Source organism: Streptomyces sp. NPDC020845 (genome assembly GCF_044334165.1).
Lineage (GTDB): Bacteria > Actinomycetota > Actinomycetes > Streptomycetales > Streptomycetaceae > Streptomyces.
This window is the reverse complement of the sequence record NZ_JBIRSJ010000003.1, coordinates 379,588-403,777: the sequence shown is the minus strand read 5'-3', so window position 1 is coordinate 403,777 and position 24,190 is coordinate 379,588. Positions and strand designations below refer to the sequence as shown.

General features: G+C 72.5%; 18 protein-coding genes. 7 read left to right on the top strand and 11 right to left on the bottom strand.

Translation table 11 applies throughout. The features are described 5' to 3' along the window. Positions 1 to 23: 23 nt before the first annotated feature. Both ACH4U7_RS09075 and ACH4U7_RS09070 read left to right on the top strand, forming a co-directional pair. On the top strand, positions 24 to 4,763 hold the full coding sequence (locus ACH4U7_RS09075; RefSeq protein ID WP_398527307.1) for a putative T7SS-secreted protein: 4,740 nt from the start codon (positions 24 to 26) through the stop codon (positions 4,761 to 4,763). Between the two features lie 19 nt (positions 4,764 to 4,782). After that, complete coding sequence (locus ACH4U7_RS09070; protein ID WP_398527306.1) at positions 4,783 to 5,205, top strand: hypothetical protein; 423 nt, start codon at positions 4,783 to 4,785, stop codon at positions 5,203 to 5,205. 38 nt (positions 5,206 to 5,243) lie between these two features. Here ACH4U7_RS09070 and dacB read toward each other — a convergent pair whose 3' ends face one another. The 8 genes from dacB to ACH4U7_RS09030 all read right to left on the bottom strand — a co-directional run bounded on the left by dacB (position 5,244) and on the right by ACH4U7_RS09030 (position 17,068). After that, a complete protein-coding gene (dacB, locus tag ACH4U7_RS09065) occupies positions 5,244 to 6,830 on the bottom strand; it encodes a D-alanyl-D-alanine carboxypeptidase/D-alanyl-D-alanine-endopeptidase (RefSeq protein WP_398527305.1) in 1,587 nt (528 codons plus the stop codon). A 149-nt stretch (positions 6,831 to 6,979) separates the two neighbouring features. After that, positions 6,980 to 8,452, bottom strand: a complete 1,473-nt coding sequence (locus ACH4U7_RS09060) for a SagB family peptide dehydrogenase (protein WP_398527304.1) — start codon at positions 8,450 to 8,452, stop codon at positions 6,980 to 6,982. Beyond that, positions 8,449 to 9,504, bottom strand: a complete 1,056-nt coding sequence (locus tag ACH4U7_RS09055) for a lantibiotic dehydratase C-terminal domain-containing protein (protein ID WP_398527303.1) — start codon at positions 9,502 to 9,504, stop codon at positions 8,449 to 8,451. Before ACH4U7_RS09055 ends, ACH4U7_RS09060 begins: the two co-directional genes overlap by 4 nt. Continuing rightward, positions 9,488 to 12,040: a lantibiotic dehydratase gene (locus tag ACH4U7_RS09050; RefSeq protein WP_398527302.1), complete on the bottom strand. Its 2,553-nt coding sequence runs from the start codon at positions 12,038 to 12,040 to the stop codon at positions 9,488 to 9,490. Before ACH4U7_RS09050 ends, ACH4U7_RS09055 begins: the two co-directional genes overlap by 17 nt. After that, on the bottom strand, positions 12,037 to 13,053 hold the full coding sequence (locus ACH4U7_RS09045; RefSeq protein WP_398527301.1) for a hypothetical protein: 1,017 nt from the start codon (positions 13,051 to 13,053) through the stop codon (positions 12,037 to 12,039). Before ACH4U7_RS09045 ends, ACH4U7_RS09050 begins: the two co-directional genes overlap by 4 nt. Next, a complete protein-coding gene (locus tag ACH4U7_RS09040; RefSeq protein ID WP_398527300.1) occupies positions 13,050 to 14,927 on the bottom strand; it encodes a TOMM precursor leader peptide-binding protein in 1,878 nt (625 codons plus the stop codon). The genes ACH4U7_RS09045 and ACH4U7_RS09040 overlap by 4 nt, the downstream gene beginning before the upstream one ends. Then, positions 14,914 to 16,845 carry a group-specific protein gene (locus ACH4U7_RS09035; RefSeq protein ID WP_398527299.1) on the bottom strand — a complete coding sequence of 644 codons (1,932 nt, stop codon included), beginning with the start codon at positions 16,843 to 16,845 and terminating at the stop codon, positions 14,914 to 14,916. The genes ACH4U7_RS09040 and ACH4U7_RS09035 overlap by 14 nt, the downstream gene beginning before the upstream one ends. A 70-nt stretch (positions 16,846 to 16,915) precedes the next feature. After that, the gene (locus ACH4U7_RS09030; RefSeq protein ID WP_398527298.1) at positions 16,916 to 17,068 is read right to left on the bottom strand and encodes a hypothetical protein; all 153 of its coding nucleotides are present in this window, start codon (positions 17,066 to 17,068) and stop codon (positions 16,916 to 16,918) included. A gap of 179 nt (positions 17,069 to 17,247) precedes the next feature. Between ACH4U7_RS09030 and ACH4U7_RS09025 the strand changes: the two genes are divergently transcribed. From ACH4U7_RS09025 to ACH4U7_RS09010, 4 genes are all read left to right on the top strand, one after another. After that, positions 17,248 to 18,456 carry a YcaO-like family protein gene (locus ACH4U7_RS09025; RefSeq protein ID WP_398527297.1) on the top strand — a complete coding sequence of 403 codons (1,209 nt, stop codon included), beginning with the start codon at positions 17,248 to 17,250 and terminating at the stop codon, positions 18,454 to 18,456. After that, on the top strand, positions 18,453 to 19,847 hold the full coding sequence (locus ACH4U7_RS09020) for a TfuA-like protein (RefSeq protein WP_398527296.1): 1,395 nt from the start codon (positions 18,453 to 18,455) through the stop codon (positions 19,845 to 19,847). Before ACH4U7_RS09025 ends, ACH4U7_RS09020 begins: the two co-directional genes overlap by 4 nt. A gap of 181 nt (positions 19,848 to 20,028) precedes the next feature. Next, positions 20,029 to 20,802: a response regulator transcription factor gene (locus ACH4U7_RS09015; protein ID WP_398527295.1), complete on the top strand. Its 774-nt coding sequence runs from the start codon at positions 20,029 to 20,031 to the stop codon at positions 20,800 to 20,802. 16 nt (positions 20,803 to 20,818) lie between these two features. Then, positions 20,819 to 21,544: a sensor histidine kinase gene (locus ACH4U7_RS09010; protein ID WP_398527294.1), complete on the top strand. Its 726-nt coding sequence runs from the start codon at positions 20,819 to 20,821 to the stop codon at positions 21,542 to 21,544. Positions 21,545 to 21,591: 47 nt separating this feature from the next. Here the strand turns inward: ACH4U7_RS09010 and ACH4U7_RS09005 are convergent, their stop codons facing one another. Both ACH4U7_RS09005 and ACH4U7_RS09000 read right to left on the bottom strand, forming a co-directional pair. Further along, positions 21,592 to 22,494 (bottom strand): helix-turn-helix domain-containing protein, encoded by a 903-nt coding sequence (locus tag ACH4U7_RS09005; protein ID WP_398527293.1) that lies wholly within the window; start codon positions 22,492 to 22,494, stop codon positions 21,592 to 21,594. Positions 22,495 to 22,629: 135 nt separating this feature from the next. Next, on the bottom strand, positions 22,630 to 23,028 hold the full coding sequence (locus ACH4U7_RS09000) for a hypothetical protein (protein WP_398527292.1): 399 nt from the start codon (positions 23,026 to 23,028) through the stop codon (positions 22,630 to 22,632). Here ACH4U7_RS09000 and ACH4U7_RS08995 point away from each other — a divergent pair, their 5' ends adjacent. Then, positions 23,029 to 23,379 (top strand): hypothetical protein, encoded by a 351-nt coding sequence (locus ACH4U7_RS08995; RefSeq protein ID WP_398527291.1) that lies wholly within the window; start codon positions 23,029 to 23,031, stop codon positions 23,377 to 23,379. A gap of 37 nt (positions 23,380 to 23,416) precedes the next feature. Here the strand turns inward: ACH4U7_RS08995 and ACH4U7_RS08990 are convergent, their stop codons facing one another. Beyond that, positions 23,417 to 24,145: a GntR family transcriptional regulator gene (locus tag ACH4U7_RS08990; RefSeq protein WP_398527290.1), complete on the bottom strand. Its 729-nt coding sequence runs from the start codon at positions 24,143 to 24,145 to the stop codon at positions 23,417 to 23,419. Positions 24,146 to 24,190 lie beyond the last annotated feature (45 nt).

Below are 24,190 nucleotides of genomic sequence, written 5' to 3'. Positions count from 1 at the left end.
TCCTGCTACGGGGGTGAGGGCGCATGGGGCTCGGGGATTTCGTTCCCGATGGCGTTGAGGACTGGGTCGAGGACCGGGTCGAGGACGTCGGCGGGGCCATCGACGACGCGGGGCACTGGACGGCGGACCGGCTGGATGACGTCGGCTGGGAGGGCGGTGCCGACTGGGTCCGGGACAAGTCCGATTCGGTGGCGAACGCGCTGGGCGCGGATGTCGACGAGATGCAGCTGGGCGAGACCGAGGATGCCAAGAAGCTGATCCACGGCAGCCCTGGCAAGCTGCGCTCGACCGCGAATCATCTGGGCGACTTCAAGACCGCGTTCAACAACGTGGGCAAGGGGTTGCAGGGGCTGAGCTCGCAGTCACTCAAGGGGAAGTCGGCGGATGCCTTCCGGGAGAAGGTGTCGGTCGAGCCGAAGAAGTGGTTTACGGCGGCGGACGCGTGTGAGAAGGCGTCGGGGGCGCTGGAGCGGTTCGCGGGGACGGTGGAGTGGGCGCAGGGTCAGGCGGAGGAGGCGATCCGGCGCTATAAGAAGGGCAAGAAGGCGTCGGAGGATGCCCGTTCGGCGCATAACGACAAGGTCGGCGCGTACAACAAGGCGGCGGACGCGTACAACGCGCTTCCGGCCGATAAGCGGGATCCGTCCTCGCTGCCGGACAAGCCGGGTGCGTTCCATGATCCGGGGACGGCCGATATGAAGGCCGCGCAGGAGTTGTTGGCAGAGGCGCGGCGGCAGCGGAATGAGGCGCATGGGGTGGCGAAGGCCGCGGTGGAGGCGGCGCGGGACGCGGCGCCGAAGAAGCCGTCGTACGCCCAGCAGGTGGGGGACGGGCTGGAGGGGCTGAGCCTGGACACCAGCCATTTCCTGGGTGGTGTGGTCAAGGGGACGGCGGGGCTGGTCAATTTTGCCCGGTCGGTGAATCCGATGGACCTGTACAACATCACCCATCCCGCCGAGTACGTGACCAACCTCAACAACACCGCCGCTGGTCTGGTGCGGATGGCCAATGACCCGAGGGCTGCGCTCAAGGGCATGTGGGACGCCTTCCAGAAGGACCCGTCGGAGGGTCTTGGCCGTCTGGTGCCGGAGTTGATCGGCACGAAGGGGCTTGGCGGGGCGAAGGCGGCGGTCACGGCGGCGGAGCGGCTGCCCGCCACCCTGGCCAGGACCGAGCGGTCCGGGTTGCAGACGCTTGCCAAGGACGGACCGGCGCCGCACGCCACGCCGGACGGTGCGAAGACCACTGGGGGTACGGATCCGGTGGATCTGGCGACGGGGCGGATGTATCTGTCGCAGCGGGATGTGGTGCTGCCGGGGGCGTTGCCGCTGGTGTTCGTGCGGCGGGCGGAGTCGGGGTATCGGGCCGGGCGGTGGTTCGGGCCGATGTGGTCGAGCACGGCCGATCAGCGGCTGGAGATCGGTGCGCGGGGTGTGGTGTTCGTCGCCGAGGACGGCCTCCTGCTGTCATACCCGCACCCGGCCCCCGGCCTGCCGACGCTTCCGGAGTTGGGCCCGAGGTTGCCGCTGGAGCGGACCGTGGAGGGCGATTACACGCTCACCGATCCGGACACCGGCCGCACCTGGTACTTCACCGGCCCCGAAGGCGGCGGCGACGGCGAGGCCCTGCTGGCGGAGCTCAGCGACCGCAACGGCCACCGCCTGACCTTCGAATACGACACCGACGGCGCCCCGACCGGGATCGCCCACAGCGGCGGCTACCACCTCAAACTCACCACCGTCGACGGCCGTATCACCGCCCTCCACCTCGCGGGCGCCGCGCCCGACGGCACCGACCAGGAGCTCGCCCGCTACGCGTACACCGACGGCAACCTCACCGGTGTCACCAACTCCTCCGGGCTGCCACTGCGGTTCGAGTACGACGCCGAGCGCCGGATCATCGCGTGGATCGACACCAACGGCCGCCGCTACGACTACGTCTACGACCACAACGACCGAGTCATCGCCGAGGGCGGCACCGAAGGACACGTCTCGGTGCGCATCGGCTACGGCCCCACCGACGAGCGGACCGGTCACCGGGTCACCACCGTCACCACGCCCGAAGGCCACACCACCCGCTATCTGATCAACGACCGCTGCCAGGTCATCGCCGTGACCGACCCGCTCGGCCACACCACCCGCACCCGGCGCGACCGACACGGCCGCGTTCTGTCCCACACCGACGCGCTCGGCCGGACCACCAGCTACCGCTACAACGCGGCCAACCGGCCGGTCTCGGTCACCGCCCCCGACGGCTCCGAACGAACCGCCGCCTACAACGACCTCGGCCTTCCGGTGGAAACCACCGAAGCCGACGGAGCCATCTGGCGGTACGCGTACGACGAGCTGGGCAACCACACCGCGACCACCGACCCATCCGGCCACACCACCCGCTATACCTACGACGAGCACGGCCGGCTGACCTCCGTCACCAACGCGCTCGGCGATACGACCCGGGTGCGCTGTGACGCGGCCGGGCTCCCCGTAGAGATCACCGATCCGCTGGGCGCGGCCACCACCTACCACCGCGACGCCTTCGGCCGCCCCACCACCATCACCGACCCCCTCGGCGCCACCACCCGCATGGAGTGGACCGTCGAGGGCAAGCTGTCCCGGCGCACCGCCCCCGACGGCGCCGAGCAGCGCTGGACCTACGACGGCGAGGGCAACCTCACCGCCCACAGGGACGCGAGCGGCGGCCTGACCAGCTACGAGTACACCCACTTCGATCTGCTGGCCGCCCAGACCGGCCCCGACGGCGTCCGCCACGAGTTCACACACGACACCCGGCTACGCCTCATCCAGGTCACCAACCCCCAGGGCCTGACCTGGACCTACACCCACGACCCGGTCGGCCGACTACTCGCCGAGACGGACTTCGACGGCCGCACCCACACCTACGCATACGACCCGACGGGCAAACTGACCTCCCGCACCAATCCCCTCGGCCAGACCGTCTCCTTCGAGCGCGACGCCCGTGGCCGGGTCGTACGCAAGGACGCCGACGGCCAGATCACCACCTTCACCTACGACCCGGCCGGGCGGCTGACGGAGGCCGTCGGCCCGGATGCGGCGCTGACCTACCAGCGGGACCGGATGGGCCGGGTGACCACCGAGATGGTCGACGGCCGGGTGCTGACCCATGCCTACGACGCCCTGGGACGCACCGTGCGCCGCACCACGCCCTCCGGTGCCAAGTCCACCTTCGCGTACGACGCGGCGGGCCGCCGCACCACGCTGACCACCTGCGGCCGCACCCTGGACTTCACGTATGACGCGGCAGGGCGGGAGACCGCCCGCCGATTTGGGCCCAACGCCTCACTCGCGCAGATCTGGGACCCGGCCGGCAGGCTGTCCGAGCAGACCCTGACCACCGGCCCGGAGGGCGGAACCCTCCAGCACCGCGCCTACACCTACCGCCCCGACGGCCACCTGACGGCGGTCGACGACCAACTGCGCGGCCCCCGCACCTTCGACCTCGACGACGCCGGCCGGGTCACCACCGTCCGGGCCGAGCGCTGGACCGAGACCTACGCCTACGACGAGGCAGGCAACCAAACCCACGCCACCTGGCCGGACAGACACCCCGGAGCCGACACCACCGGCCCGCGCACCTACACCGGCACCCGCATCACCCGCGCGGGCCGCGTCCGCTACGAACACGACACCGCAGGCCGCCTCACCCTCCGCCAGAAAACCCGCCTGTCAGCCAAGCCCGACACCTGGCGCTACACCTGGGACGCCGAAAACCACCTCACCACCCTGACCACCCCCGACGGCACCCTCTGGCGCTACCTCTACGACCCCCTCGGCCGACGCACCGCCAAACAACGCCTCGCCGACGACGGGGAAACCGTGGTGGAGCGAGTCGACTTCACCTGGGGCGGCCACACCCTCGTCGAACAGACCACCACCGCACCGGACCTCCCCGATCCGGTGACCCTGACCTGGCACCACGACGGTGTACGGCCGGTGGCACAGACCGAGCGCATCGCCGAGGCCACCAGCCAGCGCGAGATCGACCGCCGCTTCTTCGCCATCGTCACCGACGTCGTCGGCACCCCCACCGAACTCATCGACGAGACCGGCGACATCGCCTGGCGCACCCGCACCACCCTCTGGGGTAACACCACCTGGGCCGCCACCAGTACCACCTACACCCCCCTCCGCTTCCCCGGCCAGTACTACGACCCCGAAAGCGGCCTCCACTACAACCACCACCGCTACTACGACCCCACCACCGCCCGCTACCTCACCCCCGACCCCCTCGGCCTCTCCCCCGCCCCCAACCCCACCGCCTACGTCCCCAACCCCCACCTGTTCATCGACCCGCTGGGGCTCGCTCCCTACGGCTCCAGCCCCGGGTGGGACGACGTGAGTTCCTCCGACGGTCCGGGGGATTTCCTGCAGGACAACAACGTTTGGGGCCGCCCGGACAACGAAAGGGTATTCGCCGGTCACGGCGGCATCCGAGCGGGTGACACCAGCATGGTCACGGTGCCCGAAGGCACGAGCGTCGCCACCTACAGCAAGCACGGCATGGACCTCCCCGAGGAGGTGGCCCGTATGGTCGAAGAAGGCAACCCCACCCCGACGCGGGTCTTCCAGCCGGGAGAGCAGCTACCGGACTATTCGCTGTTCCCGCCGGGTCGTTGGGGTGCCAATCCCACGAGTACGGTCGTGACTGAAGAGACCCGGCTTTCCCAACTGCTGGAGCCGAATATGGGCCGGGTACACTGGGCCGCTTGCCGCTCGATCATCTGAGAGCCAGGAGTCCACTGCGGTGACCCACTACGCGGACCTGTCCCCCTACGCCTACCCAGCAGGTTCGGTGCCCGAGGGGGTCGAGGCGGTCACTATCGGTTGGCTGGAGCCGGGCCAGGAATTCCCCCGGGGGGCGGCTCCGGAGGAATTCGTCCGGTCCCTCGCGCTGCTGTGCCGAGATGACCCTCAGATGATGATGCGCGGATGGCACCGCTGCGGCCTCCCGCACCCGGGCGGGGAGGACCCGTACCCGGTGGTCATCCACGTCGGGCAGGACCGGGTGTCCCTCGGCGATGCCGAGGTGCGGGTGGTGGGCCGCGACGGCAGGTGGCTGGTCGCGCCCAATCTCGTACACCACTACATCACCGCGCACTCCTACCTCCCGCCGGAGGAGTTCATCGAGGCGGTCATGGCACGGAGGACGGCCGCGCCGCGGGCATGACCCGGCGGCGCGGCCGCTCCCGCAACGGCTCAGCAGGCTCAGCAGCGCGTGGGCTTGGTCCAGGAACACTCCAGGTCCGCGGCCCCGCCCCGCTTGGATACGGCACTCGGTCGGACAGTGGTCGTCCGGTCCGCACCGGACTTCGCGAGCGTCACCACGATCGCGTCCTCCAGGCTCTTCACGGACGGGGCGAGGAAGTTGTTGAGGACGACGCTGTAGGCCAGTTCCCTGCCGTCCGCGTCGGTGACATACCCCGAGAGCGCGGAGGCGCCGGTCAGCGAGCCCGTCTTGCCGCGCGCGTTGCGCGCCGCCGGGGTGCCGCACATCCGTGAGCGCAGGGTGCCGCCCACGAACCGGTCCGGGTCGCAGGCCACCGGCAGCGAGGCGTACCAGTCGGCGTACCAGGGCTCATCGCGGACCGACAGCAGCAGTTCGGTCAGCCGCCCGGCCGCGATGTTGTCCATCCGGGACAGCCCGGAGCCGTCGACCTGGCGCACCGAGCCGGTGTCCACGCCCCGCTTCTTCAGCCAGTCGGAAACAGCCGAGAGGCCCGCGTTCCAGGTGCCGCGGCCGGCCGTCTCGTAGCCGATGGTCTTGGTGAGCACTTCGGCGTGGATGTTGTTGGACAGCTTCATGAACGGGATCAGGAGCTTTTTGAGGGGCATCGACTCATGCGAGGCGAGCGGCCGTGCGTCCGGCGGGGTGGCCCGGCCGAGGCGGGTGGCCCCGGTGACGTGGACGCCGTGGCGGGCCAGCGCGTCGGCGAACACCGAGGTGGCGTAGCCGGTGGGCTCCCAGACGCTGACCCACTCCTTGGCCGGGCTGCTTCCCGCGGGGAGGGCGCCGCTGACGGTGATGGTGTTGGAGCCGTGCTGCCGCTCGACGGAGAGGGTGGAGCCGCTGCCGGTGGCGGCGGTGGTGGCGCGGTTGTCGATGCGGATGTAGTCCGTCTTGGGGGTGAGCGTGACCTTCGGCTTCTCCCCCGGCGCCGCGCCGGGGGCGGTCTCGACGATGATGCTGCCCGCGTCGTAGTCGGTGTCGGGGGCGAGGGTCAGCGGGGAGATCTGGGCCGCGTAGTAGGAGGACTCGTCGTCGGCGGCCCAGGAGCGGCCGACGCGCTGGGTGTCGAACCGGGTGTCGTCGGCGATCAGCCGTCCGGTGACCCGGGTGATCCCCGACTCGGCGAGCTGCGCGGCGAGCCGTTCGTAGTCCGTGCCGAGCATCGTCGGGTCGCCGGTGCCGCGCAGGTACAGATCGCCCCGCAGCACCCGCCCCTGCCGGCTGCCGTCGGTGAGCACGTCGGTGCGGTAGGTGTAGTCGGGGCCGAGCAGCCCCATGGCGGCGGCCGAGGTGAACAGTTTGGTGTTGGAGGCGGGCATCAGCCGGTCGTCGGGGTGGTGTTCGTAGAGGACGGCGCCGGAGTCGGCGTCGGCGACCACCACCCCCGCCGCGCCGCCCTTCAGCAGCGGGTCGGCGAGGAGGGTGTCGAGGGCGGTGCCGAGGCCGGTGCGGGAGGTGTCCGCACCGGCCGGTGAACTCCAGCTGAGGGTGGCGACGAGGCCGATGACGAGGGGCCACATCCAGGCGCGCGTAAGGCGGTTCACGCGATCCGCAGGTCTACTCATGCCACCGCAGGATCCCGTACGGCGGCCCGCCGCGACAGAGCGCGGTGCGCGGAACCCTCGGGCCGCGGGCGAATAGCCCAGGGGCTACGTCTCCGTGGCCTCCTCCAGCCGCCGCAAGGCGGGCCGCCGTCGCTCCCTGGCCCTGCGCATCAGCGCCGCCCCGTGCTCGCGGGCGGGGTCGCGTCGTCCGGGCCGCCGACCGCCCCGCTGCCCAGCAGAAAGGCGCCCACCGGGATCTCGGTGTGCGCGGCGAGGCCGAAGGCGCGTACCGGGGTCTCGCTGTCCCCGCCGCCCACCGCACAGCCCGACAGGCCCATCGCGGTGGCGACGAGGGAGAGGGTCTGGAGCAGGACGCCGGTGTTCTTGAGGGTCAGCGCGTACGAATGCGCCGCGTACTTCCACGACAGCCGCTTGATACGGGACACCAGCGTGAGGTGCACATCGGGCGGGGGCGCGGCGCCGGTGGCGGCGGAGGACTCGCGCAGCAGGTCGTCGACGGCTCCGGGGGCGCCGGGCAGGGCGGTCAGGGCGTGGCCCAGGGGGTCGTAGTGGTACAGGCCCCGGTCCAGCCCGTGGCAGCGGTGGACGGCCGCGTACAGCTCCAGTTCGTAGGCGGAGCCGGCGCTCGGGTAGGGGCGGCTGGTGACCGCGTACGGTCGGTCGTCCTCGGGGCGGGCGGCCAGCACGGTGCGCACCCGCGCGGCCCGATACAGCAGTTCCCCCAACTGGTCGCGAGTCACGGGCCGTTCGCCGTACGTACGCCGGGAGGTCCGCGATTCGAGTACGGCGGTGAAGGTGCGGTCCTCGCGGGCCGCCTTGTCCAGGTCCGGGCGGCGGAGTGGGATCGTACGTCCCGTGGCGGGCCGGGTGACCGGCGGAGGCGGTGGCTCGGTGTCGCGCAGCGGGAAGACCGGCCCGTACACGCGGTCGCGCGGGCCGGCCCGGGCGCCGTCGTAGGCGAGCAGTTCGTGGAAGCTCCAGCCGGGCGGGAGGTCGGCGGTCTCGGCACGCCTCGCATCCTGGACAGGGTGCAGGAAGCCGGTCGAGTGCAGGAGGGTCAGGAGCGCGGTCAGGGCGCCCTCGGGCAGTTCGTGGCAGTGGCGGCTCAGCTCCGAGCGGGATGCGGGGCGGGCGAGAAGCGCGAGCGGCGTGGCGGCGCGGGGGGCCTCGACCCGGACCCGAAAGCGTGACCGCGGTGACTCCAGGGAGAGTTGGCCGTCGACCGGCCGCAGATGGGCGGCGCGGTCCAGGGTGAGCGGGGTGTCGGGGACGGGTCCGGGGCGCGGTGCGGCTTCGGGGGCGAGTGGCACGGCGGTCGCCAGGGGGCGGGAGCCGTGGGTGGCATGCCGTTGCAGGGTGTGCCCGAGCCGGTCCAGGCAGTGGTGGAACAGGGCGAGTTGGGGTTCCGGTGGCAGCCCGCAGCTCCGCGCCGTGGCATTGATGCGGTCCGCCACCTCGCCGACGGCCGTGGGGCCCGCCGCGAGGGTGTGCAGCGCTTCGGCCAGGGGCGGGGTGTACGGGCCGAGCGGTGTACGGCCCCAGCGGTGGCGGACGGTCAGCAGGCCCTGGTCGTCGTGGAGGGCGGTGCCGGGGTGCAGGGAGAGAAGCAGCGGCGGGCTCATGGCCGGTGGGCCCCGCTCCCGGCGGTGTGCAGATCGGCCGCCGCGCGTGCCGCGAAGTGGCGCAGCAGCGCTTCCTGCGGTCCGTACAGCCCGAGTCGGTTGCACATCAGATGGGCGCAGCGGTTGGCGGTCAGTGCGGCGCGCGGGCTGGGGAGGTCGAGCAGGGACGGATCGTCGCGCAGCGCGCTCAGGTCGGGCGTGAACTCGCCCTCCCTCTCCAGGGCTTCGAGCGAGGCATACAGCCGCGAGACGCTGTGGCGCCAGGCCGCGATGGGCCCCGTGGGACCGTCGGAGCGGGGCCGCGGGTCGGGGGCGAGAAGGTGTCCGGCCCGGCGTACGAGGGCTCCTCGGCCGCTCTCGTAGGCGCGGTCGAATGCCTCGGTGTCATACGCGGGCCCGAGCATACGGCGCCACGCCTCGGCGCCGGTGCGCAGCGCGTCGAGCCGTCGGCGTGGGTCGGGCTCCACCACGGCCCAGGTCAGCAGGGACACCGCGAAGCCTGCCGAAAGCCGCTCGGCGGGTCCGGGACGCCTGGCGAGAACGGCTTCGGCGCAGCGGCTGGCCTCCATGAAGTGCCGTTCCACCGCCGCGAGTGAGGCGCCGCTGCCGTAGCGGTCGTGTTCCGGCAGATAGCCGCGCACCTCCGCGCGGTCGTGCAGGCCACGCCACGGCTCGTAGCCGGGCAGCCCTTCGCGGGTGGCGGCCTCGGTGGCGAAGCGCAAATAGGCCGCCTCGTCGACGGAGCGCGGCGAGGGGTGGTCGCCCAGCCATGCGTTCCACCGGTCGGCAAGCTCGGTGGCGATGTCCTGGGAGCCGTTGTGTACGGGTTGCACGGGTTGCGCTGGTTCGCCGGAGAGGACACGTACCCGCAGATGAGGACCGCCCTCCCAGTAGCGCAGAAAGAAGTGGCCGTGGATACGGCCGGCCTGGGCGAGGCCGGTCAGGGCGGGGGCCACGGCGTCCAGCAGCAGCGTGTCGAGGTCGCCCTGGTGGAAGAGGTGCACGGCCGCCCACTGCCCGGGCGGGCTGGGCGGGTCAGACGGCCGGCTCATGGAAGTCTCCCGGGAGTTCGATGACGAATTCGCTCGTGTACGGGGTCTCGCCGTCGGGCGCGGCCGGGTCCGGCAGTGCCTCCTCGATGTGGACGACGGTGTCCGGGTCGCCGAGGGAGCGGGTGAAGGCGGTGGTCAGGAGGGGCGAGGCGAAGTCGATGTACGCGGGTTTGTAGCCCTTGTCGGTGAAAGCGTCCGCGCCGTGGCTCCCGGGTGCGCGGGTGCGGGCGAAACAGGAGGCGGGAAGGCCCAGTTCACGGCGCCAGGCCAGCAGCCTCAGAAAGTGTTCGTGGTCGCGCTCGCCGGGCGTACGGCGGGGCACCGACCCGGCCCGGGTGAGCCAGGAGCGGCGGCGCAGCACCACGCGCCCGGCCTCGATCCGGGGCAGGCTCACCACACCCCGGTCCGGCACACCGTCGGCGAACGGCCCCGGCAGCAGCGGGTGTCCGGTGCGGAAGAGCGTATGCGGGTCGCCGAAGAGGCGCAGCAGGGTCGCCAGTGGCGGTGGCAGCAGCAGCGGGCTCATCAGGCCGAGGTGGACGGGCACCAGATCGGCGTCGCAGCGAGGTGAGCGGAGGGCGGGCAGCCCGGTGGCCCGGTCGAGGCGCACGGTCACCTCGCCGAGCGGAATGCGCCCGGGGCCGTTCCGGGCGCCGCGGGTGAACGGGTGGTCGAAGGCGTGGGGCAGGGTGGGGTGCCGGAGGTTGGTGTTCGAGGCGTACAGACCGCCGATGTCGACGGGGACGCGGCCCTGGCCCGTAGCGGGGGCCGGGGGCACGGGTGGGGGCACGGGGCCGTCGGTGGCGCGGGCCCGCATCCGGTCCAGGCGGCCCTGCCAGTGTCCATGCCCGACGGTGACGGAGTTGAGCACGGCGCGCGGCCGTCCGTCCGGGCCGGTGAGCGGCTGGATGTAGTGGGCGAGGCTGAGTGGCGGGCGGGGCGCGATGACGTCGGTGGGCGGTTCACCGGCTCGTAGGGCCTGGAGGACGGTGGCGCGATGGTCGGCCAGGCGCCGGAGTGCGGGCAGCGGACTGTCCCGCAGAAGCGTGTCATCGACGCCGAAGCCGGGCCGCAGCAGGGCCCGGACGTGCTCGGCGGCGGGCGACGGGTCCTCACGTAGTTCGTGCAGGACGAGCAGCAGCGGCACCTGGGGGTGCGGGCCGTGCCGTTCGGCGAGCCATGCGGCCGCGGCGTACCGGGCGGGCAGATCGCGGTCGAGGGCGGCCAGGGCCCGCCCGACCGAGGCGAGGTCGGCGAGCAGCGGCCGCCAGGGGCCGTGGCCGAGGGTGACGGCCGTGCCGTCGAGTACGGAGTCCTCGTGGACGGGGCGGCGTTCGTACGGCTCGCCGGGGGCCGGGAGGCGCAGGGCGCGTTCCACGGCGAGCAGCCGGTCGCGGGCCGTGCGGGCCCGGTGGCGGCGCTCGGCGTGGTCGGCAGGGCGGGGGCTGCGTAGCAGCGCGGAGCGCAGGGCAGTCAGTGCACCGAGCGTGTCACCGAGCGCGGCAGGGCCGTTGTCAACGCGGCTGTTATCGGTGAGCCAGGCGATGAGCGCGTCGAGGTGGCAGGGCTCCAGATCGTCAAGGGGAAGGTCCTGCTGGAGAATTCCGGCCGCCACAAAGCGCCGGACTCCCGGCCCCGCGTCGGCCGCCGTGGCTCCGTCGAGGTTGCTCAAGGTGTCCAGGAGTTGCGGAGCCCGGTCCACGGCCGGGAAGGCGGTGACGCGGGCCCCGGGGCCGGGGGCGATCAGGCGGAGGGTGCCGTCGGCGACGTTCAGCGCCGGGTTGAGGCGCAGCCGCAGGATGTCCCGCAGGGCCGGATGGGCGCGCAGCAGCCCGTCGGCGATGCGGCGCAGCCGGGCGAGGTTGAGTTCGGTGGTCGTGGCGCGCCGCTCCAGGTCTCCGGTGTGCAGCCAGGGGCCGTCGGCGGTCCAGCGGCCTTGGCCGGTGGCGGTGAACGTGCCCTGCGGGCTGGTCTTCACGGCCGCCCGGGACAGATAACGGGCCAGGCTCACCAGGGCCTTGGTGCCGGGTGGCGGATGGCCCGGGGCGGCGATCCAGCGGTCCAGGACGTCGTCGAGCTCGGGGGTGGCGTGCAGCAGCCCCTGTCGGAAGCGAGGGTGTGCGAGGGCTTCCCGCAGGGCGGCGAGTGAGCCGTGTGTCTCTTCCTGGAGTACGGCGGCCAGGGACTCGACGTGTTCCCCGCACTGTGCGCGCCGGTCGATCCAGCGCCGGATCCGGACGGCGAGCGGGCCGGGCAGCGCGGCCCGTACGGCCGTGTCCCATTCGGCGGCCCTCGGGGCGCGGCCCTGATGGGCCGCCCGGCGCAACCCGATGACCCGGGGCCTGAGGGCGGGTTCGGGCAGTGCCCCGATGACCGGGTGCAGGGCGTCGGCGATACGGCGGCCTTCCTCGGTGACCTGTTCCCGCGCCTGAAGGATGTGCTCGGCGAGCTCGAAGCTCTTGGGCGTGTTCAGGACGGCCAGCGCGGAACGGGGCACCCCGGCGACGCGCACCACCGGGTCGGGCGGGGTGTTCATGGCAGCGCTCCAGAGGTGGCGAGGCGGACGGGGATACGGAGGCGGGGTTCGGGCTGTCCGTGGCCGATGGTGATGTGGCACGCCACGTCATCCACGCCGGGAATCAGCCCAAGGAGCGCGGTTGCGGCCTGAGTTGGCGCATCGTCGCACCACGCGGTGAGCCCCGCGGCTGACGCGGCGACCCGCACGCGCAGCGCTTCCGCGGCGCGCGGGGCCCCGTGCCCGCCGACGAGGTGCACGATGGCCGCCGCGGCGGCGAGAGCCGCGGCGGCGGGGTGTCCGCCACGGGTGAGGACATGGGCGTACGGCGCGGTGGGCCCGCGCCACACGGGTTCGAGCGGCCCCTGAGCGGTGTCCGCCCGGTACACACCGGGGTCCATACCGCCCACGGAGCGTACGGTCAGGCGGTAGGGCGGCTGGGGCGCAGCCTCGCGCAGCAGGGTCAGCAGATCGGAAGCGGTGAGTCGGCCGGGTGCCGCCGTATAGACGGGAGGCTCGACGGGCAGGGCGTCCAACGCGTCCTCCATGCCCCCAGGGGTGGGGGCGGTGGCGGAGGAGGCGTACAGAAGCAGGGTGTCCGGCCCGGCGGCATGGGCGCACAGGCCGCACGCCGCGGCGACGAGCCGTACGCATGCGGCCGTCTTCCCCGCGCCGTCGCCCAGATGCAGCGCGAGCGCCCCGTCGTACGCCCGGGCCTGGTCGATACGGATGGGGACGAGCCGGTGTGCCACCGGTTCGTACGCGTAACTCCCGGGCGTTACGGGCGTGTTGGCCCCGGCCGACAGCCGCGTCTCGGCCATGTGTCCAAGCAGGCGGGGGCGTTCACCGGGCCGCGCCTCGAAGGGGCCGATGCCGCGGGCGTGGCCGAGCACGGCGGCCCAGCGCGAGAGGGACACCAGGCGCGGGGTCCCGGTGCGGCAAGTGCAGCGGCGGGCGGCCCACAGGGCGTGGTCGACCGTGCCCAGAGCCGGTGGCGGGGGCAGTTGCACGGCGCCGGGGTGGTGGCCGGTCATGGGAAGGGGTGGGGGTCGGCGGACAGGTCACCGGTCAGTCGGGGCAGCCCTTCGGTGCGCCGCATGAGTGGCCCGTAGGTGACCGCGGCGGTGCCGGGGACGACGACCTTGGCCGCAGCCAGGTCCAGCGCGGCCACTTCGGCGGGCGTCTGGTCGACGGCGATCACATCGAGTCCGGTGTCCAGGTATCGGCTGATCAGATCCCGCAGATCGTCCGTGAGGTCCTGGTGGTGTCGCGGCAGGTGCCGGCCGCGGTGCACCTCGGTGAACGTGCGGGGCGGCTTGCCGTCGAGCAGGAAGGCGAGCCGTGCGAACGCCTCGGGCGCGGCGGCTGCCAGGGCGTGGTCGGCGGGGTGCGCGATGAGCGAGGGGTCGAGCGCGAGCCGGCGGGCCCGTTCCCGTTCGGCCCGGTAGCGGGAGGTCAGCAGGGTCAGATGGGGCACGAGCTCCATCAGGGCGCGTACGGCGGCCTGTTCCGGGTCGGGGTGGGCGCCGGCCGCGACGGCCGCGCGGGGCGTGTCCGGCCGCTCGCCCTCGTCCACGGCGAGGGCCACGACGCAGGGGATGTGCTGTTCCTGGGTGGCGTCGAGGAGATGGACACGGTGTCCGGTGAGCTGGGTGAGGTGTTCGACGAGGAGTGGTACGGCGCGGTCGCGGGCGCTGTCCGGGTCGATGGCGTCGAGCGGGGTGCGCCGGTACCAGGTGGTGAAGAAGGCGTCCCGTTCGGCCACTTCGAGCAGCCCGTGCAGCTGGGCCTCCTCAAGGCAGCTGCCCAGCGCGCAGCCGTTGGACACCTCGAAGACGAAGGCGGGGTCCCGCTGGGTGGCGGACAGGAAGTAGACGTAGGACTGCGGCAGCAGCACGGGCCGGGCCCGGCCGTACGACCAGCCCCACACCCACTCGGTCACCGCCGTCTCGTCGAAGCGGCGGAAGGGGAACCCGGGCAGGTCGTAGTGGCCGTCCGGGTGGAGCCCCAGTGTGCGCGGGTCGACGGCGTCCTCGCGCACCTCGGCGTACGCGGCCCGTACCGCGGCCCGCCGCGCCCGCGGCCGTACGCTCGCATACCGCTCGACGCCTTCCAGCAGCGCCGCCGCCTGCGCGGCGCCCCAGTCGTCGCCCGTGCCCAGGCCCGCCTCGAACTCGCCGCCTCCGGGCAGCGTGAGCGGAGCCCGCGCGAGGGGCACCCCGGCGGACACCGCGCTCACCTCGCGCAGCAGCCCGGTCTCGGGGTCGGCGAGCGCGGTGCGCAGCCGGGTGGCGTCGGGGCGGCGCAGCCGGTGGCCCGGGCGGGGTTTGGGGCAAGGGCGGAGGGTCCGGGGCACGGCCTGGGGGCCGTCGTCCGGCAGCCCGCCGCATTCGGGGCAGCAGGGGTCGGGGAGGAAGGTGTGGCTGCTGACGTCGAGGGTGCGCAGGTCGATGACGATCAGCTCTCGAGAAGAGATGCCTGCGGCCATGAGGCGCGCGGCGACGAGTTGGGCCGTGACCTCGGCGGCCACCGTGGTGAGCAGCGGAGACCGCTCCGGCTCCGGCTCGGCGGCGTACCGCTCGCGCACCGCCCGTACCACCGGCCAGTCCTGGCAGGCGTGGGCGCGCCGCATACGCAGACAGCGGTGGCAGCCAGGGGCGTCCGGACGGACCAGCGGGCCGATCAGGGCGCCGGCGCCCTCGGTCCACACGGGAAGCCAGGGAACGCCGGAGGCGAGGGCGCGGCGCCGGTGGCGGTCGTGTGCCGTGTCGCTCTCCCATCCGTCGCTCACGGTCAGCAGGACGGCGTGGGTGCGTAAGTCCCGCCCCGAGGTCAGGCGCTCGGCGATTGCCTGGTGCAGCAAGCCGCCGTCCCCGACCACCGCCGCCCGCACGTCAGCGGGCCTCATCGAGAACCACCCGGGCGACGAAGGGGATGAGGGTATGGAAGTCCGCGTCGTGGTCGAGCGGCACGGCGTATGCGGTGTATCCCGCAGCCGCCAGGCTCGTGGCGAGGTGGGCGATGTGCTCGCGGGGCCCGGAACCGGGCAGCGACGCGGGTACACAGTCGGTGAGCGGCCCCGGTGCGGCGAGGAGCGGCAGGGTCCCCGCGGCCGGCTCCGTTCCGCGTTGCCGGGCGAGCAGCAGCTCACGCGCGGCCTCGGCGAGCGCTCCGGCCGCGGTGGCGGCGCAGCCCACCGAGACGAGCCGGTCCCCGGCCACCAGGCCGATGACCGGTGCCGCCAGCCCACCGGAGAGATCCCGCACCTCGGGCACCGGGCCGAGCGTGCGCAACAGCCGCCAGTGGCGCACCGCTTCGGGCTCGGTCAGCAACCCTTCCGGCATCGGCGTGGCAGGCGACACGTCGGCCGCGCGCCGCCGGGCGAGCGAGCGTACGGCGCCGAAGAGGGCGGCCTCCACCGCGGTGTCCCAGCTCTCGGCGCATGCGGTGCCCGCGCCCGCGGGACGGCGGCCCGGCTGCTCCTCCCCCGCCGGACACGGCAGCACCAACGGCGCGGGCAGGAAGCGCACTCCGCCGTCCGCCAATCGTTCGGCACGGAAGCAGACGGGGTCCGGAGTGGCTTGCCCGGCCGACCGCGGTGGTACGTACGCGGCGGCGGACAGCGCGTACGACGCCCCGGCGCGGCGCAGCGCCACGGCCCTGGCCGCCCGTGGGTCCAGGGAGACACCGACCACCACGCCCGCGCCCGCCACGAGGCATTGGGCGACGGTGAGCGGTATCTGGCTGCCGTACTCCGTGGTGGGCGGTGCGTACGGTCCCGCCATGTCGTCGGCGCAGTCGGCGAGCCGCGCGGTGAGCTCGTCGGGGTCGAACGCGGGGGCTTCGCGCAGCTCTTTCATCCGGCCCTCGGCGGCGCACCCCGAATCGTGGCGCCGAGGGGCGGGGAGCACGCGGTGGCGATGCGTGGCGAGCGTGGCGAGGTCGACGCGGAGGATCCCGGGTACGGGGCCGGGGACGGCGGCATCTACGGCGGCATCTACGGCGGTGTCCACGGCGGTGTCCTCGTCGGGAATCCCGGTGAGGAGGCGGAAGACGGCCAGGGCGAGCCGTCCACCGACGAGGGCGGCGGCTGCCGCCGTCATGGAAGTGGGTCCGGCGCGGTCCGGGGCGGCGGTGTGCCGTATCCGATGTCGTACATCGGCCCAGGTGAGAGGCGCGGTGGGGGGGAGGAGCCAGCAGTCGCCGGACCGGCTCAGCGCGCGGAACAGCGGCACCCCGCCGCAGGCGCGTTCGACGGCCGCGACGCCCGGCCCCGCTTGGGGGGTGGTCGCGTCACCCGCGTACACCACGGCGTCGGCGGTGTGGGCCGCCGCGCGCAGGGTGTCGTACGGAGCGCTCGCGTCCTCGCTGAGTACCTGACGCAGTCCGCAGGCGAGAAGGGCGTGCCGGGTGGCCGCGTACAGCGGACCGTCGCCGAGCAGCAGCACGCGGGCGGTGCGATAGCGCTCGAAGCGGTGTTCCGGGGAGTCGAGCCAGTGCCCGATGTAGGCGATCTCGTGGCGATGGCGGTGCAGTTCGGTGGCGGTGAGGCCGTGCGGCCGTGGCTCGGTGGCCTCCCGCAGGAAATCCCGCCGCTGGAGGGTTTCCAGCAGACGTGTGGCGACCGCCCGGTGTCCGTCCGGGAGTTGGGCGAGTACGGCGTCCACGTCCTGGGCGCCGTCGAGGAGCGGCCACAGCCGCTCCAGCCACGCGTACACACCGGCTCCCCGAAGAGCCAGCGCGCCGGACGGTCCGAGCACGGCGGCGCCGTTCTCGGTCGGCGCGTACCGCACCTGCCGCACGAGCTTCAGCCGACGGCCGCCCATGACGGACCTCCCCTCCGAGGGGGCCGGCCCCGGTGGCACGGAAGGCACGCCACCGGGGCCGGCCGTTGTGTCACGACAGCGCGCAGGAACTGCTGGCGCTCTGACAACAGGCGTACGCCCACGCCGAACCGGCGCCGCCGTTGTCCTCGGTCGTGTCCGACTCGACTACCTCGAACATCTCGTCACCGAGCTGTTCGAGGTCGAGGAGAGAGGTGTTCTCCATTTCCTCATTCCTTTCGATGGACTGCAAAGGACAATCGAATGGTTATCCCGCTCCAAAGGCATCGGACACCCCTCTTACAGATTTCTTGCACGGCGCTTGCGGAATCTTGTTTCACCGCTGTCGCTCCGCTGACCTCCGTCTGCCCAGTCGTTTCCGTACCAACGCCGATGCTGATGCACATGAAGAAGGTCCATTTCGATGGCACACATCGAGTCCGGCATCCGGAAGAGACCTGGACGCTCATCAATGGGCTGCGGGACAGATTCGGTATCACGCGGGTCGCCGATGTCACCGGTCTTGACACGCTGGGCGTGCCGGTAGTGATGGCCGTGCGCCCGGCGGCCAAGACCCTCACCGTCTCGCAGGGCAAGGGGGCATCGCTGCTGCTGGCCCGTGTCTCCGCGGTCATGGAGTCCGTCGAGCTGTGGCACGCCGAGTACGCGTGTCCGGCCCCCGAGCTCAGGCACACCCCCGCATGCGAGCTGGAGTTGCCGTACGACGTATGCGATCTGCAGCAGCACCACGGCAGCCTGCTGAGCGAACGGACACCGCTGGACTGGGTCATCGGCGTCGACGCCGTCAGCGGCACCAAGACCCTGGTGCCGCGCGCCTACATCAGGGTCGACTACCAGGTGTCCCGGGCCTGGCAGCCACCGCTCCTCCACGGCTCCACCAACGGCCTGGCCAGCGGAAACACTTACGACGAGGCGTTGGCGCACGCGCTGTACGAGGTCATCGAGCGGGACTGCACGGCCACCATCGGCTCGCTGCCCGTGGCAGAGCGGCGGCATGTGGATCCGTCGAGCGTGGACGACCCGCTGTGCGCGACGGTGCTCGGGCGGATCGCGGACGCGGGCGCCTGGGTCGAGATCGTGGAGGTGCCCAACCGCTGGGGGCTGCCCTGCTTCGTCAGCTACATCTGGTCGGAGGACTTCCCGGCGCTCGCGGTCGGCTCCGGGGTGCACAGCTCACCGGCCGTGGCACTCAGCCGCGCCGTGACGGAGTCGGCTCAGAGCCGGCTGACCGCGATCGCGGGCAGCCGCGACGACCTGGCCGCGGTGCTGTTCACGGGCGGCCCGTCGGCCGCCGGGCCGCCACCGGTCACCGAGGGCGAGATCGTCCCCTGGCAGGACGTCTCCGGGCGGGGCCGTGAGTTCACGGAGGACACCGAGGAGACGCGCTGGCTCGCGGGCGAGGTGCACCGGGTGACCGGCCGTCCACCCGTGGCCGTCGACCTCAGTACGGAGAGCGGCTTCAGCGTGGTCAAGGTGGTGGCGGCGGGGCTGGAGTTCGATGGCCGCCACGAGATTCCACGGCCCCTGAATGCGGGGTCGCCCATCGCCGGTCCTGTCGCCGGTCCTGTCACCGATCCCAAGGGGGCCTCGTGACCGTCCATGTGTTCATCGGGCCCACCCTCTCGGCCGCCGACGTCCTGGCGGTGGCGGACCGTGCGGTGGTGCACCGCCCGGTGCGCCACGGCGATCTGCTCGCCCTGGACACGGGCGCGGCGGACACCGTGCTGATCATCGACGGGGTGTTCCACCAGACCGCCCCGGTGCGGCACAAGGAGATCATCGATGTCCTGGCCAGGCGCACCCGTGTCATCGGCGCCTCCAGCATGGGAGCGCTACGGGCCGCCGAGCTGTGGCCGTACGGCATGGAGGGCGTGGGGCTGGTCTTCGGCATGTACGCGCAGGGCGAGCTGGATTCCGACGAGGAGGTCGCGGTCGGCCATCTGCCGTCGGGCGAACACCGGCAGTTGACCGTTCCGCTGGTCAATGTGCGGTGGACGATCTCCAACGCGGTCACCGGGGAGGCGCTGGCTCCTGAGGACGGCGCGACGCTGCTGAACGCGGCCCGGACCCTGCACTACACCGAGCGGAGCTGGGCGGCGATCGTGCACACCACCCGGCGGCTGCACCCGGCCGCCGCCGAAGCGGCCGTGGCGCTGCGCGAGTTCGCGGAGCGCCACCCCGGCCTCTCCGACCTCAAGCGGCGCGACGCGCTGCTGGCACTGTCGCACTGCGCGACCCCGCGCACCGCCGCCTCCTTCCCCGGGTTCACGCCTGCCTGGATGGTGCCGCGCACGATGTATCTGGACCGCTGGCGCGGGACGTACCGCCCCGCGGTGCGTGATCGGCGCACGGCCACGGTCTCCGAGCTCGACGTGCTGCGCTTCCAGCAGCTGTACGCGCCCGACTTCCCGCTGCGCTACCGCCGGTTCGCGCTGACCCGGGTCGCCGGCGTACCGCAAGCTTCCACCGACGACGGCGACGACAGCGACAGTTGCCTCGTGCGCGCCGCGCTAGAGGCCGCGGACCAGCGCGGCATCTCCGCGCGGACACTGCCGCACTCCGCCTGGTCGTACTGGCTGACGCCGCGGGAACAGCGCGAGGGCGGCCCCGAGCACCGCCTGTCGACGCTGCTGGTGCGCTCGTTCCGGAGCGCACCCGGAGCGGTGCCCTTCCACGACGCCCCCGCGGAGCTGCGCGGTACGGACGAGGCGTGGGCCGCGAGCGCCGACGCCGTGGCGGCGGCGGACCGCCTCAACGAGCAGATGGCCCGCACCGGCGAGCGCCGCACCCCTCGCCATCTGCCGCCGCCCCTGGTCCGGCGCCACCTGGCGGAAACCTGGCGCGTCGAGGAGCCCGCCGCGTTGACGGCCGTGGCGCGCGACCGGGGGTTCGTCTCCCTCGGGGAGGCCGAGGACGCCGCCCGGCGGTTCATACTGCTGCGCCGGGCGCGCGGGGATCGGCGTCCCGAAGCCCCCGCCTGCTGAACGGACTATTCACCGCCCCCTGGACGAGGACCTTTCATGTTCATCTCCATTGAAAATCCGACGACCCGCTTGATAAACAAGAGCGAGGGGAAAAACGGTTCGGTCAACATAATCGCGGTATCGATATGCGGCTCCGCCGCGTGTCGCGATCGCGCTCCGCCCACGGGGGAGGACCAGATCCATGAACATCCTGATCGTCGAGGACGACGACAGAATAGCCGAGGCTCTAAAGCAGACCTTACGCGTCCACGGTTATGAATCGAATTACGTGGGCACGGGCGCGGCAGCCCTGACCCGGCTCGCGGACGCGGGCCTGGTCCTTCTCGACCTCGGTCTGCCGGATCTCGACGGCCACGAGGTCTGCCGGCGGATCCGCGAGCTGTCGTGCGTACCCGTCATCGTGCTCAGCGGCAGAACCGAGGAGCTGGACCGGGTGATGGCCCTGCACATGGGCGCGGACGACTTCGTCGCCAAACCCTTCAGCCGCTATGAGTTGGTGGCCCGTATCCAGGCCGTTCTGCGCAGGGCGGGGGGCTGTCCCCAGCACGCGGCCGACCCGGCGGCCCCCGCCCCGGTCTCCCTGGAAACGTCCCTTCCGGAACCGGAACTGCACGGTCCGGAGCAGCCCCCGCTGCAGCCTCCGCTCCAGCCCCCACTGCAGGTCGGCCCGATCCGGCTGGACCCGCGCACCCGCAAACTGTTCGTGGACGGCTCGGAAGTGCACATCACCCGCAAGGAGTTCGACCTGCTGGCGATGTTGCTCGAAGAGCCCGGAGCGGTGATGGAGCGCCAGGACATCATGTGCCGGGTGTGGGACGAGAACTGGTTCGGGTCCACCCGGACCCTCGACGTCCATGTGGGCTCGCTGCGCAGCAAGCTCGGCCATACGGAGTGGATCGAGACCGTGCGCGGAGTCGGCTATCGGCTGGCGGTTCCGGCCGCCACGCACGCCTGAGACCGGACATACCACGATGACCAAGAGGCTGCCCGCCCCCACACCGGTCCCGGCACCGTCGCTCCCCGCCGTCGGCTCCCCCTCCATGGCCGCGGTGGCCGCCCATCAGGTGCGCGGCCCGCTGTCCTCCGTACGGCTCCGTCTGGAGCTGCTGCAGGACGCGCTGACCGGTGCGTCCCATACGGCCGCCAGACGCGAGGTCTCCGGTGTGCTCCACGAGGTGGACCGCCTCTCCCATGTGCTGGAACAGGTGCTGGCCTGGGGCACCGTCGACCGCGGCGCCGACACCCCGGTCGAGACGGTCGACGTCCTGAGCGTGGCCGCGTCCCGCGTCGACGCCTGGTCGGCCCTGGCCTCGGACCGTGGCGTACGGCTGCGGATGGACGGGACCGCCGTCACCGGCAGGCACGTCCGCAGCTCCCTGGAGCAGGTCCTCGACGTCCTGCTCGACAACGCCCTGCATGTGACGCCGGGCGGGGGCAGCGTGCTCGTGGCGGTGCACACCGCCGCCTCCGAGGCCCGTGTGGAGGTCCGCGACCAGGGGCCCGGAATGACGAACGAGGAGATCTCACACGCCTGCGAACCGTTCTGGCGCGGAAGCTCCGGACGCGACCGCAAGGGAACGGGCCTCGGGCTGACGATCGCCGCGGGGCTCCTGGCCGCCTCGGGCGGCCGCCTCGAACTGGGCCACTCCCCCGTCGGCGGGCTACGGGCGGTGGCGGTGCTGCCACGGGCGGAGTGAGCACCCGGTTCGCGTCCCGGTCGCCCGCTCTCCCCGGGCCCGCAGGCTCAGCGGGAGGGGCGCTGGTCGGTCAGGACGATGCTGGTGACCTCTCCGCGCATCCGGTCGTGGGCCATCAGGGCGGTGGTGGAGGCGGTGCGCGCGAGGTGCAGTCGGCGCGGCGGGAGGCCGGTCATCGCCGTGCATTCGCGGGTGAAATGCGCCTGGTCGCAGTAGCCGGAGGCCGCCGCGACCTGGGCCGGGACGCGGCCTCGCGCCAGCAGTCGCAAGGCGCGCCGCAGCCGCAGCACGCGCGCGGCGGTCTTGGGCGGCAGGCCGATCTGCTCCCGGAACCGCTTCTCCAGCGTCCGCGACCCCCAGCCCGTCAGCGCGGTCAGCCGGCGGATCGGCACGGTGCCGCCGGTGCGTACGAGCTCCCGCCAGGCGGCCACCACGGGCGGTGCGCACGGCGGCCCGCCGGCGGCCCAGGCCGGCAGTACGGTGTCCAGCAGCTGGAACCGTTCGGGCCAGCCGGGCAGGGCCGCGAGCGCGTCGGTCAGGTCGTGGACGCGGGGGCCGAGGAGTTCGCCCGGGGTGATGACGGTCTCGGCCAGCTCGTGCATGGCCACCCCGAACAGGGTGAAGGCCACCCATGGTTCGAGGACCACCTCCACCCCGTACAGGCTGCCGTTGTGCTCTCCCTGCCCGGCATGGGTGCCGAGCCCCTTGAGCACGGAGGTGAAGTCGGCCGCGGGCGAGGGCCGGGTCGGGTCACTGATCCGCAGCGAGCCCTGGAAGCCGAGCATGAGGGTCACCGCCCCGATGGGCAGCTCCAGTCGGCGCCGGGGCCGCCCGAGGGCCATCCGGAAGCCGCGGTAGCCGTGCACACCCGGCCGCAGCCGCGGATGTGGCCGGGCCGCCACCGTCTCCCACGTTCGCTCGGGACAGACGCTGCGCCGCAGCCCGCCCATGGACGATTCCCCCCGGGACGATCCGAACACCCGTGACGGGTGTGATGGACAGTGCCCAGTCCAGTGGCCGGGGGATTGTTGCGCAAGCCGGATCCACGCCATCGAACAATCGCTTCAACGGGTCAGAAGGGCGGGTCAGGAGTGCTCGGCGCACAGACAGCCCACGCCCTTCTCGATCCACTCCCGCCCCGCCCACTGCGGGTGCCGTTCGATCATCACCGCTCTGACCTCCTCGGTGATCGTCTCCTCGCTCATGGCCGAGTCCCGGCGCAGCCAGGTCTCCTCGCGCAGCGACAGGAGGTAGTCGCGGACATCGGCGAGCAGTTGCGGGCCGCCGATGTCACCGTGGCCGGGGACCACCACCCGCGGGTCCTCGGCGGCCAGATGCCGCACCACCTCGATCCAGCGGGTGCCGGACACATCGGTGTCGGCCGCGAAGCCGACTTCGCCGACCCGACCACGGGCCTGCGGGCCGGTCTCGTCGATGTCGCGCTCACGCGGACACCGTTCGACGACACCGGAATCAGCACCCATGTGCTGCGCTCCGCCTCGGTCGGGGCGGTGCTGCGTACCGAGGGCACCGATCCCCTCTGGGCCGCCTACTGGACAGGCGCCATGTCCACCGGTGAGCTCCGGGACGGTCCCGTGGTGCGCACGGCCCAGGAGTGTCAGCAGGCCGTGCTCTGGAACGGTACGGTCGGGCTGATGCCCCTCGCGCATGCGCCCCCCGACGGGCTCACCGTCGTACCGCTGGCCGACATGCCACCCAGCCGACTCGCCGTCGCCTGGAAAACCGACGACGCCGCCCCGCTCGTCCGCTCGTTCGTCGGCATCGCCGCGGCCCTCTACCGCTCAGAGCCTTGCCACAGCGCTGCTCTGCGGTAGGAAACATGGAACATCAGATGGGACATCAGGTGGGACATCAGGTGGACAGGCCGAGCTTGCGGCGCAGGCCCTCCGTCTTGGACTCGGTGTCACGGGCGGCGCGGGCCCGCAGGGCGCGTAGGTAGTTCTCGCGGGTTCGCATGATGTGCGACTTGAGGATCTCTTCGAGCTCGTCCATCCGGCCGGCGGCGAAGATCTCGGTGATCCGCTGGTGCTCGTCGAAGGAGCGGGTCGGTTCCGTCGCGGCGAGGAAGGTGAGATGGACGCGGAGGGCCGAGACGCGGGCCAAGCTCATCTGGTAGGCGTCGCTCAGATAGCGGTTGCCGCACTGGGCGAAGAACGCCTCGTGGAAAGCCGTATCGGCGGTGTTGTATGCCTTGGTGTCATTGCCCGCCAAGGCCTCGGTCATGGTGGCGACGGCCGCGCGCATGGTGGCGAGGGCGGCGTCCGGGTTGCGCTCGAGGGCCAGCTGCGCGGCGCGGATCTCCAGCGTGGTGCGGTACTCGCACAGCTCGAAGATCTCGTCCTCCGTGGGCTGGAAGACATACGTGCCCGACTTCGGCACGACCTCTACCAGCCCCTGGAGTTGCAGCATGCGCAGCGCCTCGCGGACCGGGGTGCGGCTCACGCCGAGGGCGGAGGCGAGGCCGTCCTCGGAAAGGGCCTCGCCCAGGTCGAAGTCGCCGTCCACGATCGCGGCGCGGAGCCGCCGCGCCACGTCGGAGGCCAGCGACGAGGACCGTCTGCCGCTCGTCGTGTGTGCCATGCCCCTCCCAGCGATCGCTGCCACTCCGTCCGGCTGCCACTCCAT